Source organism: Agromyces sp. P1_H4, assembly GCF_056405255.1.
In genome coordinates this window covers 1-10,951 of the sequence record NZ_JBFUCL010000099.1, presented here as the reverse complement: position 1 = coordinate 10,951, position 10,951 = coordinate 1, and the positions used below count along the sequence as shown (strand labels likewise).

At 71.6% G+C, this 10,951-nt stretch carries 7 protein-coding genes and 2 tRNA genes; 5 read left to right on the top strand and 4 right to left on the bottom strand.

All coding sequences use genetic code 11. The features are described from left to right. Positions 1-236 precede the first annotated feature (236 nt). The 3 genes from AC1DY2_RS08330 to AC1DY2_RS08320 all read left to right on the top strand — a co-directional run bounded on the left by AC1DY2_RS08330 (position 237) and on the right by AC1DY2_RS08320 (position 3,942). Positions 237-1,778: a multicopper oxidase family protein gene (locus tag AC1DY2_RS08330; RefSeq protein ID WP_476761988.1), complete on the top strand. Its 1,542-nt coding sequence runs from the start codon at positions 237-239 to the stop codon at positions 1,776-1,778. Further along, positions 1,768-3,213, top strand: coding sequence for a sensor histidine kinase (locus AC1DY2_RS08325; RefSeq protein ID WP_476761987.1), 1,446 nt, complete (start codon positions 1,768-1,770; stop codon positions 3,211-3,213). Before AC1DY2_RS08330 ends, AC1DY2_RS08325 begins: the two co-directional genes overlap by 11 nt. A 66-nt stretch (positions 3,214-3,279) precedes the next feature. Further along, entirely contained in the window at positions 3,280-3,942 is a 663-nt protein-coding gene (locus tag AC1DY2_RS08320; protein ID WP_476761986.1) for a response regulator transcription factor, read from the top strand. Here the strand turns inward: AC1DY2_RS08320 and AC1DY2_RS08315 are convergent. From AC1DY2_RS08315 to AC1DY2_RS08300, 4 genes are all read right to left on the bottom strand, one after another. After that, positions 3,939-4,658 carry a hypothetical protein gene (locus AC1DY2_RS08315; protein ID WP_476761985.1) on the bottom strand — a complete coding sequence of 240 codons (720 nt, stop codon included), beginning with the start codon at positions 4,656-4,658 and terminating at the stop codon, positions 3,939-3,941. The two genes, AC1DY2_RS08320 and AC1DY2_RS08315, sit on opposite strands and share 4 nt — an antisense overlap. Before the next feature lie 42 nt (positions 4,659-4,700). Beyond that, positions 4,701-5,198: a Dps family protein gene (locus tag AC1DY2_RS08310; RefSeq protein WP_476761984.1), complete on the bottom strand. Its 498-nt coding sequence runs from the start codon at positions 5,196-5,198 to the stop codon at positions 4,701-4,703. 166 nt (positions 5,199-5,364) lie between these two features. Continuing rightward, positions 5,365-5,438, bottom strand: a tRNA-Gly gene (locus AC1DY2_RS08305). A 92-nt stretch (positions 5,439-5,530) separates the two neighbouring features. After that, a complete protein-coding gene (locus tag AC1DY2_RS08300) occupies positions 5,531-9,187 on the bottom strand; it encodes an SCO7613 C-terminal domain-containing membrane protein (RefSeq protein WP_476761983.1) in 3,657 nt (1,218 codons plus the stop codon). A 237-nt stretch (positions 9,188-9,424) separates the two neighbouring features. On the opposite strand from AC1DY2_RS08300, the gene AC1DY2_RS08295 reads away from it, so the two are divergent. Together AC1DY2_RS08295 and tig are read left to right on the top strand one after the other, a co-directional pair. After that, positions 9,425-9,498, top strand: a tRNA-Pro gene (locus tag AC1DY2_RS08295). 52 nt (positions 9,499-9,550) lie between these two features. Continuing rightward, the coding region (gene tig / locus AC1DY2_RS08290) for a trigger factor (RefSeq protein WP_476761982.1) at positions 9,551-10,951 on the top strand (1,401 nt) is incomplete at its 3' end.

Here is a 10,951-nt window from a genome sequence, read left to right as displayed (position 1 = left end):
CGACCGGCGGCGCCGGCGCCGAGGTGCGGGTCGGTGCTCTCGCGGACCTCACCGTCGTCGAGCTCGATCCGTACGCGGCATCCGTCGAGCGACTGCGCACGATGCCGGTGGCGGCCACGCTCATGGGCGGACGCCTTACGCACGACGCGATCCGCTGACGCCCGGGGGATAACCCCCGCGTCGATCCGGTCGGCCGCCGGATGGGGCGGGCGGGCGCCGATCGCGAGGCTGGAACCATGCCAGCCACACGTTCGAACCCCCTCGGCATCCGCCGTCCCCGTGCCGCCGTCGGCGCCCTCGCCGCAGTCGCCGCCGGCGCCCTCGTCGCCGTCGCCTTCGCCGGATGCGGCGTCGTCGGCCCCGCGCCGGTCTCGACCATCGGGAAGGTCGACTTCGAGACGCCGCTCACGATCCCGCCGCTCGCCGCATCGACGATCGACGCCGACGGCACGCGGGTCTTCGCGCTCGACGCGCAAGCGGGAACGACCGAGTTCACGCCCGGCGTTCCGAGTGCCACGTGGGGGTTCAACGGCTCCTACCTCGGTCCGACCATCGTGGCGAAGCGCGGTGAGCACGTGCGCGTCGACGTCACGAACTCGCTCGACGAGCCGACCACGGTGCACTGGCACGGCATGCACCTCCCGGCCGAGATGGACGGCGGACCGCACCAGATGGTCGACCCGGATGYCACCTGGTCGCCCGAGTGGGACATCGACCAACCGGCGGCGACCCTCTGGTACCACCCGCACCCCCACGGCGAGACCGAGGACCACGTGCGCCGCGGCCTCGCAGGCATGTTCCTCGTGCAGGACGACGAGGAGTCGGCGCTCCCGCTGCCCCGTGAGTACGGCGTCGACGACGTGCCCGTGATCGTCCAGGACGCCGGGTTCTCGGCGGGCGGCGTCCGCGAGGACCCCGCGCACGGCTTCGCGGGCGGGCTCGGCGACGAGCTCCTCGTGAACGGCACGCGCGGCCCGTTCCTCGACGTCCACGACGAGCTGGTCCGGCTCCGGCTGCTGAACGCGTCGACCGCCCGCAGTTACGCCTTCACGTGGAGCGACGGCCGCCCCGTCGAGCTCATCGCCACCGACGGCGGCCTGCTCGAGGCATCCGTCGACCTCGACCGCGTGCTGCTGTCGCCCGGCGAACGCGCCGAGGTGCTCGTGCGCCTCACGCCGGGGGAGCGGCTCGTGCTCCGCTCGGAGATGACCGCGGGCGCGGCGGGCATGATCGACTCGATCGCCGCGATGAACGGCGGCACCGATGCCTTCGACGTGCTCGAGCTGCGCGCGGCCGATTCGCTCGATCCCTCGCCCGACGTGCCGGACCACCTCGCCACGCTGCCGCCCGTCGGCGCCTCGCAGGCGGTCACCACGCGCACGTTCACCCTCGATGGCTTCGAGATCAACGGCGACCAGATGGAGATGGGCCGCATCGACGAGACCGTCACCGTCGACACGACGGAACGCTGGATCGTGACGAACACGAGCCAGATGCCGCACAGCTTCCACGTCCACGACGTGCAGTTCCGCATCGCGTCGATCGACGGCGCGCCGCCGCCTCCCGAGCTGTCGGGCTGGAAGGACACGATCTTCGCCAGGCCCGAGACCGAGTTCGAACTGGTCCTCCGCTTCGAGGACTACGCCGACCCCGACACCCCGTACATGTACCACTGCCACCTGCTGTGGCACGAGGACCAGGGCATGATGGGCCAGTTCGCCGTCGTGGAGCCCGGGCAATCTGCCACGATGACTGGAGGAACGCACCATGAGCACTGAGACGATGACCACGATGACGACCACGACGAGCAGCACGACCCCCGCTGCGCCGACGGCTCCGGATGCCTCGTCGAAGCGCCGCGGCTACGGTGCGCTCTGGGCATCCGTGCCCCGCGAGTTCGGGTTCCTGATCCTCACCATGCCGATCGCGATCATCGGGCTCAGCGTGCTGGCGACCGTGTTCTTCACGGGCGTCGGCCTCGTCACCGTGTTCGTCGGTATCTTCCTCATGGTCGCCGCGTTCTTCATCGCCCGCGGGTTCGGCACGCTCGAGCTCATCCGACTGCGCTGGGCAGGACGCCCCGAGGTCCGCCGGCCGAACTGGGCCCGCGACGGTCGCGAGGAGGGCTTCTGGCGCACCGCCTTCGCGCCGTTCATCGACGGCCACTACTGGCTGTACCTGCTGCACACGCTCGTCATCAACCCGATCGTGAGCGTCGTCACGTGGAGCGTCACCATCGCGTGGACGTCCGTGGCGCTCGCGGGCACGACGGGGTGGATCTGGCAGCGGTTCATCCCCGAGGGCGACCGCACGTTCTGGCTGAACGAGTGGATCGTCGACCGCATCTTCCCCGGCAACGACTTCAGCTACGACCCCGTCGCGGGCGAGCGCATCCTCGAGGTCGTCCTCGGGTTGATCTTCCTCGCGACGCTGCCGTTCGTGTTCCGCGGCCTCACGCTGCTGCACGACGTCATCGCCCGGGGCGTGCTCGGGGCCTGGCGCTCGGAGGCGCTCGAGGTCGAGGTCGCCCAGCTCGCCGCCTCCCGCGGCGCCGCGGTGCAGGCCGAGGACGCCTCGCTCCGCCGCCTCGAGCGCGACATCCACGACGGCCCCCAGCAGCGGCTCGTGCGCCTCCAGATGGACCTCGCGACGATCGAACGCCGCCTCGAGCACGACCCCGAGTCGGCGAAGGTGCTCGTCGGCGAGGCTCGCGACCAGGCCCGCGAGGCGCTCGACGAGCTGCGCGCCCTCTCGCGCGGCTTCGCGCCGCCGATCCTGCAGGACCGCGGACTCGCCGCCGGGCTCGAGTCGCTGGCCTCGCGCAGCCCCGTACCGGTCATCGTCGAGGTCGAGCTCGCCGACGCCGCCCTGCCGGCTCCCATCGAACGCAACGCGTACTTCATCGCCGCCGAGCTGCTCACCAACGCGGCGAAGCATGCCGAGGCGACGGCCATCCGGCTGCGGGTCACGACCCGCGACGAGGGGATCGCCGGACGCTGGATCGACATCTGGGTGACCGACAACGGTCGGGGCGGCGCCACGGCGACGCCGGGGCACGGCCTCGCCGGGCTCGATGAGCGCGTGCGCGGTCTCCGCGGCATGCTCGTGCTCGACAGCCCCGTGGGCGGCCCGACCACGATCGGCGCGCACGTGCCGTACGTGCCGCTCGCGGCATCCGGAATCGAGTCGGGCACGACTCCCGGCGTGGTCTGAGCATCGCGGACGACGGCCTCGATTCGCGCCGGGGCTGTCGCCGCGCCCGCCGATAGGGTGAAGTCCATGACGGATGCCGCCCGCCGCCCATTGCGCATCGTACTCGCCGAGGACTCCGTGCTGCTGCGCGAGGGCCTCGTGCGGCTCTTCGACGAGGCCGGGTTCGAGACGGTCGGCTCGTTCGGCGACGCCGACGCCCTGCTCGCGGAGATCGACGCGATCGGGCCTGACGTCGCCGTGCTCGACGTGCGGATGCCGCCCACGTTCCGCGACGAGGGCGTGCGCGCTGCGATCGAGATTCGCCGGCGGCACCCGAAGCTCGGCGTGCTGCTGCTCAGCCAGTACGTCGAGGGCACCTACGCGCACGAGCTGCTGTCGTCGGGCGAGGGCGGCATGGGCTACCTGCTGAAAGACCGGGTGGCGTCGCTCGACGAGCTGGAGGACGCGGTGCACCGCGTGAGCGAGGGCGGCACGGTGCTCGACCCGCAGGTGGTGCGCGAGCTCCTGTCGCGTCGCAGCGACCCGCTCGAGTCGCTCACCCCCCGTGAGCGCGAGGTCATGGCGCTCATGGCCGAGGGGCGCACGAACGCCGGCATCGCCACGCAGCTGTTCATCGGCGTGGGCGCCGTGGAGAAGAACGTGACGTCGATCTTCCAGAAGCTGGGACTCGAGGACTCGGGCAGCGACCACCGCCGGGTGCTCGCCGTGCTCACCTGGCTGCAGCGCTAGGCGCCGGTCCCGGGCGCCGTGGGCGGAGTGCTCCGCAGCGGCACGTGCTCCCGCCATGAACGCAGGTACGTGTTGTAGCCGCGACGCACGAAGCCCACGAGCACGCCGATCGCGGCCACGACACCGAGCAGGACGGCGAGCCAGGTGGTTCCGCCCACGGCCGCGACGAGGCTTCCGATGAAGAGCCCGGAGACCACGGCCGTGACCACGGTGATGACCATCATCGAGCTTCCGAGGATGACGCTCGCGCCCCGCGGGTAGAAGTAGTGGTAGGTGCGCTCGGCGCCGGCCTGATCGTCGTAGGGCGACATGAGCAGGTAGCGCCCGAGCCCCGGATCGAGGTCGAGGTACGCGCCCCGGAGGCGGTTCATGGCGACCACGTACATCAGGTCCTCGGTGGCGRTGTTGTACACCCGCAGCAGCGTGATGAGGCCCAGCAGCACCAGGAGGAAGAGCACCCCGAGCGCCGCCACGCCGAACCAGCCGCGGAACTCGGTCGCGTTGCCGAGTACACCGAGTGTGACGAGGCCGGCGGACACCAGCGTGAGGAAGATCGCGATGCGGGTGAGCACCTCGCTCTGGGTCGTGCTGCGGCTCGCGAGGAGGCTCCAGTGCTCGGTGGCGAGCATCTGCGCACGCAGCGAGCGCTGCGCGTCGGTGAGTCGCTCGAGGTCGTCGTCCGGGAATGGGACGGGCCCGGGTGCATCCGCCGTCATAGCGGCATTCTGCACCCGGGCCCGTCGGCCCGCCATTGTCGACTACTTCACGGCGATGTGGGAGAAGAGGAACCAGCGGTCCTTGTCGAGGCCGCGACGGATCTCGATGACGACGTCCTGGCTCGCGGGGTCGAGCTCGTCGAGCCCTTCGATCGCGGCGTTCACCTTCTCGATCGCGAGGTCGATCTGCGCGACCACGTCGGAGATGGCCTCCTCGTACGGCTGGAAGCCCAGCTTGGGGTTCRCCGCGCCGCTCTTCGAGGCGACGGTGGCGAGGCGCCCGTCGATCGGCAGGCCGAGTGCGACGACCCGCTCGGCGGCGAGGTCGGCCCAGTCCTGCGCGTGCGCCACGACGTCGTCGATGAGCTCGTGCACGGCGATGAAGTTCACGCCGCGCACATGCCAGTGCGCCTGCTTGCCGTTGACGACGAGCGCGACGAGTTCGTGGACGACGGGCGTGAGGTACTGGGCGACGCCCGCCGCGACGTCGGCGTGGTCTCCGGTCTTCGTGTTCTTCGGTGCGGTCTTCGTGTCGGTCATTCGTTCACCCTTCCCGTTCGGCGTCTGTCGTGCGTCGTGTTCAACGCTACGCAGGTGCCCGCGTATTTCAAGGAAGGGAAGGCTCGGCTGACCGGTGCAGCGAAGGGGCCCGGATGCCGCGGCGGAGCGTCCGATCGACGCCGCACCCAGCCGTGCGGAGGTGGAATGGAGCGGATGACGGGAATCGAACCCGCGTAATCAGTTTGGAAGACTGAGGCTCTACCATTGAGCTACATCCGCGCGCGCCCGCCTGCGGGCACCGGACCATCGTAGTACACCGGGCGACGCGGGTTTCGCCTCCCTTGGTTGCGGTGTAGCGCGCGGCCGCGTGATCAGCGCAGCTCGGCGATCGAGCGCACCACGTTGCGGGCCAGCCGGAGTTGCCGCTCGTAGGTCGCGGCGAGGGCGATGAGGGTGACCCCAGCCACGCCGAGCCACAGCCACCACCAGACGGCCTCGTACACCCACGTGATCCACGGCCACAGCTGCGCGACGGCGTGCACGAGGAGCACGGCGCCGCCGAACAGGAGCGGAGCCTGGAGTCGTCGGACGGCACCGACGACGACGATGATCGCCGACACGGCGCCGAGGGCGATGAGCCGCCACAGTTCGGGCTCCACGAAGTCGGCGGCCAGTGCGGGCAGCAGCAGCACGGCGAGGCCGAGCCCGAGCGCCGGCCAGCTGCCGAGCTGCGGATCGCGCCGCATGCGCACCGCGCCCGCCCCGAGCAGTGCCGCGCCGATCGAGGCCGTCACGAGGTCGAACGGCTCGACCTCACGGGAGATGAGCACGGCGATGCCGCCGAGCACGAGTGTCCCGAGCGTCGTCCAGGCCACGATCGGGCCGGCGAACGGACGCCACCGTCCGAACACCACCGCGACGTGCGCGAGCGCGAGCGCCGGGAAGAGCACCGCTGCCCGCAGCGTCGCAGCGTCGCCCGCCACGATGGAGAGGAGGGTCGGGATCGAGACCGCCGCGACGGAGACCGCGATCAGGCACTCGGCGAGCCGACCGGGCTGCGACGCCGTTCGGAACCACATCGTCGCGACGATCGCGCCGGCGACCAGCGCGAGCACCGGCCAGAACTCGGCCGCCAGGTCGCTCGGCTCGCCGAGCGCGACGGCCGAGCCGCGGACCAGCGCGGCGCCGATGAACGCGGCGCCGCCCGTGCAGACGCCGAGCAGGCGGATGGGAACGCCACGAGCCGCCTGAGGGAGGAACATGGCCGCAATCGCCACCACCGAGCCTGCCGCGACGAGGATCAGCGTCCGGAGCTCTGACTCGCCGCTCGTCGCGACGCTCGGGAGCACGAGGACGGCGGCCGCGGAGGCGAACAGCGTCGTGCGTCCAACGGACCTGGCCGACGGTGCAATCCGGCGCCACGTGATCAGGCCGCCGGTGACGGCGAGTGCGATGGCGAGCGGGACGGTGTACGCCTCGACGTCGTCGACACCGCCGTCGGCGAGCCACGCCCAGACGGATCCGACGCCGAGGAGAAGGCTGAGCCAGGAGAGATGCCGGATCTCCGCATCGCCGCCGACCGGATCGGCGTGCAGGGCGGCGATGAGCACCGGAACGGGCGTGAGCAGGCCCAGCATGAGCCAGAGCTCGTCGCCCGTGGTCGCCGCGGACAGCAGCACGTACACCGCGCCGACGCCGATGGCGACGCTCCACGCGACCCGGGCTGCGCCCGCGGAGCCGGGAACGGCCGCGTGGCCCACGGCCGCAGCCAGGAGCACGCCCGCAGCGGCGCCGACCGCGAACGATGGGCCGTTGGGAATCCCGGCGAGCCCGGCGGCGGTCGCGGCGGCCACCAGGAGCGGGCCCGTCGCCGCGAGCGCGATCCTGGTCACTCGGGATTCCGAGGGGCGCACCCCGACCACCGCGACGATCGCACCGGCGGTCGCAGGCAGCCACGCCAAGGCCTCCCCCACGTCGAGCGCAGTGACGATGGCGCCCGCGAAGACGCCCGCCAGGAGGGGGRGTGCGAGGCTCGTGCGGTCGACGACGGCGAGGTAGGGCGTGAACAGGGCGATCGCCAGCAGTATCGAGGCCACCGTGCCCAGCCACAGCCACGGCGATGCCCACGGGCCGGCCATCGCCGAGCCGGCCCCGTCGAGCCAGAGCGGGATCGAGAACGCGATCGTGCAGGCCAGTACGGCGGCGAGGGTGACGTGGGCCGCGCCCATCCGGCGAGCCTGGTTCGGCGTCCACACGCGACCGGCCAGCACGCGTCCGGCGACGAGGAGCGCCAACAGTGCCGCCATCGTCCACGGCCAGATGTCGGAACTCGAGTAGGCCGTGCTCCATGCGATGAGACCCGCCGCGGTCCCGAAGGTCGACAGCACGGCGAGGGAACCGGGGAACGCGAGGCGCTCGCGGACTGAGGCCACCGCGAGGCCGGCGGCGGCCGTGGCGGTGAGCGCGGCTGCCGCGGCCCACACCGTCGGGGCGAGGGACCCAGCCACGATTCCCGCCAGGAGGACCGCCCCGACCGGGATCGCCGCGAAGCGTCGCAGGTGTCCCAGGGTCAGCAGCGCGGCCGCGCTGCCCGCGGCGAGCACGAGGGGAACGAGCTGGGCACCGAGGGCGGCGTCCGAGACGATCGACGGCAAGGACGACTCGGCGCTGAGCGTCCACGACGTGAGTCCGCTGAGGACGCGAGCACCGATGGCCACCAGCCCCGACAACAGGCCCAGGGCCGAGGCCACGATGGTGACGGTGGCAGCCGCCCAGAACCCGCCGATCCATTCCCGCCGCCGGGGGAGGGCACGCGTGATGCAGGCGAGCACCCAGGTGGCCGTGCCGGCTCCGAGGGGAGCGGCCCACAGCGCATCCGGGGCGTCGAGCTCCTGCAGGGCGCCGATCGACGGAGCGAGGGCGATTGCGGCGCCGAACGCGGAGGCGCCGATCCACGACCATATGGAGGTCTCGTCACGCTCTCGCACCGCGAGCATCGCGAGAGCGAGCAGCCAGGCCGCGGCGACGCCGGCGAACGCCCACGTCGCGCTCCACGAGACTCCGGGAAGCGCCCACGGCGCGGCGACCATCGATGCCCCCGCCCCGACGAAGCCGGCCGTGAGGAGAACGGTGCGTTCGATCGAGGGACGTCGGATGGCGGCGATGCTGCCCGTGAGTGAGGCCGCGATGCCGCCGAGCCAGACGGCGTTCGCCGTGCCGGGGTCGATGGCGAACCCGAGGAGGAACGCCGCGATCGGAGTGAGCGCGGCGGCCGCGTATCCGGTGGTCCGGATGCCCGTCAGCGCGCGGGTGCCGGCGAGGAGACCCGCGACGACGGCGATGGCGATGCCCGCGTAGCCCGACGCCGTCAGCCCGCCGCTGCCGAACAGGTCGTTCGCGCGCACGATCCAGACATCGAGCAGCAGCAGCACGATCGCCACGGCGGCGACGCCCTCGGCCGTTCCGGGCAGGCGGCGCGCGCGCAGGAGCCAGGCGACGCCGAGCACCGCGATGCTCGCCACCGCGATGATGATCGATCGCACCTCGAGGCTCGCGACGAGGTACGCCACGAAGAGGAACACGATGGCCGTGACGGAGATGAGGACGACGCCGAGGGTGAGGAGGAGGACCTGCACGCCCGAGCGCCCGCCGGCCTCCGCCGTCGTCGGCCCTGCGGGCGGCGGAGCGACGGCKGCGGACTGCACCGCCGGCATGGTCGGTGCGGTCGCCGTGGGCGCGGTGCGCGCCACCGTCACCGCGGAGGCGACCGCGGCCTCGCGGGCGGCCTGCGTTGCACGCATCCGCCCGATCAGCTCATGACGGGCGAGGTGCCAGCGGTACACCGCGGTCGAGTGCTGCAGCAGGTCGGCCGCCTCGGGCACATCGAGTTCGAGCCCGCATACCCGGCACCGCGTGGAGCTCAGCATGCTGAAGCACGCCGGGCACTTGGTGGTGTCGACGAGCTCGGCGGGATCGGCGGGCCAGCGCGTGAGATCCGATACGGCGATGCGCGGGGTGGGGTCCGTCATGGCCCACACTCTTGCACGAGGGCCGGCGTCAGCGGTGGAGATTCCACAGGCCCGTTCGAGGGTCATCCCGTGCCGAATCGGCGGCCCGGCCCGGGTGATCGGGCGGGTGATGGGCCGGGGAGCGGGGACGGCACCACGTCGGCCCCGCCCGGTGCAGTAGACTTTCCCGGGTCCATCCGTGCTTGCGCATGCTTCGGCATGCCCATGCGGGTGAATCGACGAGTTGAGTCAGCGACTCGGGGCGTAGCTCAGCTTGGTAGAGCGCCCGCTTTGGGAGCGGGAGGTCGCAGGTTCGAATCCTGTCGCCCCGACGAGTCGCCCAGCGGCTCGACACGAACTTCCACACAACAGGAGATCTTCCACATGCCGACCACTTCGGTTGAGAAGCTGAGCCCCACGCGCGCCAAGCTCACCATCTCGGTGACGCCCGAGGAGCTGAAGCCCAGCATCGCCCACGCCTACGAGCACATCGCCGAGCAGATCAACGTGCCGGGCTTCCGCAAGGGCAAGGTGCCGCCGCCCATCATCGACCAGCGGGTCGGCAAGGCCGCCGTGCTCGAGCACGCCGTCAACGAGGGCCTCGACACCTTCTACCGCGCCGCGGTCACCGAGCACGAGCTCCGGCCGCTCGGTCGCCCCGAGGCCGACATCGTGGAGTGGCCCAGCGAGAAGGACTTCTCGGGCGACCTGCTGCTCGCCATCGAGGTCGACGTGCGTCCCGAGATCGAGCTGCCCGCCTACGACGGCCTCGAGCTCACGGTCGACTCGGTCGAGATCGGCGACGACGAGGTCACCGAGGAGCTCGACCGGCTCCGCAGCCGGTTCGGCACGCTCATCACCGTCGACCGTCCCGCCAAGTCCGGCGACTTCGTCACGCTCGACCTGGTCGCCACGATCGGCGACGCCGAGGTCGACACCGCGAGCGGCATCTCCTACGAGCTCGGCTCCGGCGAGCTGCTCGAGGGCATCGACGAGGCGCTCGACTCGCTCACCGCCGACGAGACCACCACCTTCGAGTCGAAGCTCCTGGGCGGCGAGCACGAGGGCGAGATCGCTGAGATCACCGTCACCGTCACCGCGGTCAAGGAGCGCGAGCTCCCCGAGGCCGACGACGACTTCGCGCAGATCGCGAGCGAGTTCGACACGCTCGACGAGCTCACCGCCAGCCTCAAGGAGCAGGTCGCGCGCAACAAGTCGTTCGGCCAGGGCACCCAGGCCCGTGACCTCCTCGTCGAGAAGCTCCTCGAGCTCGCCGACGTGCCCGTCGCCGACGGCGTCATCGAGGACGAGGTGCACCGTCACCTCGAGTCCGAGGGTCGCCTCGAGGACGACGAGCACCGCGCCGAGGTCACCGAGTCGAGCACGAAGGCCTTCAAGACGCAGATCGTCCTCGACGCGATCGCCGAGGCCGAGAAGGTCCAGGTCAGCCAGGACGAGCTCACCCAGTACCTCGTGCAGGGCGCGGCCCAGTACGGCATGGACCCGAACGAGTTCGTCCAGGTCCTGAGCCAGAACGGCCAGATCCCAGCCATGGTGGGCGAGGTCGCGCGCAACAAGGCGCTCGCGATCGCGCTCGGCAAGGCGAAGGTCACGGATGCCGCGGGCAACGCGGTCGACCTCTCGGAGTTCACCGCCGTGGCCGACGCCGACGACGATGGCGCGGATGCCGCCGCCGACGCCGCCGACGAGGCGCCCGCCGAGGAGAAGAAGCCGGCCCGCAAGCGCGCCGCGAAGAAGGCCGACGCCGACGAGGCCGCGGATGCC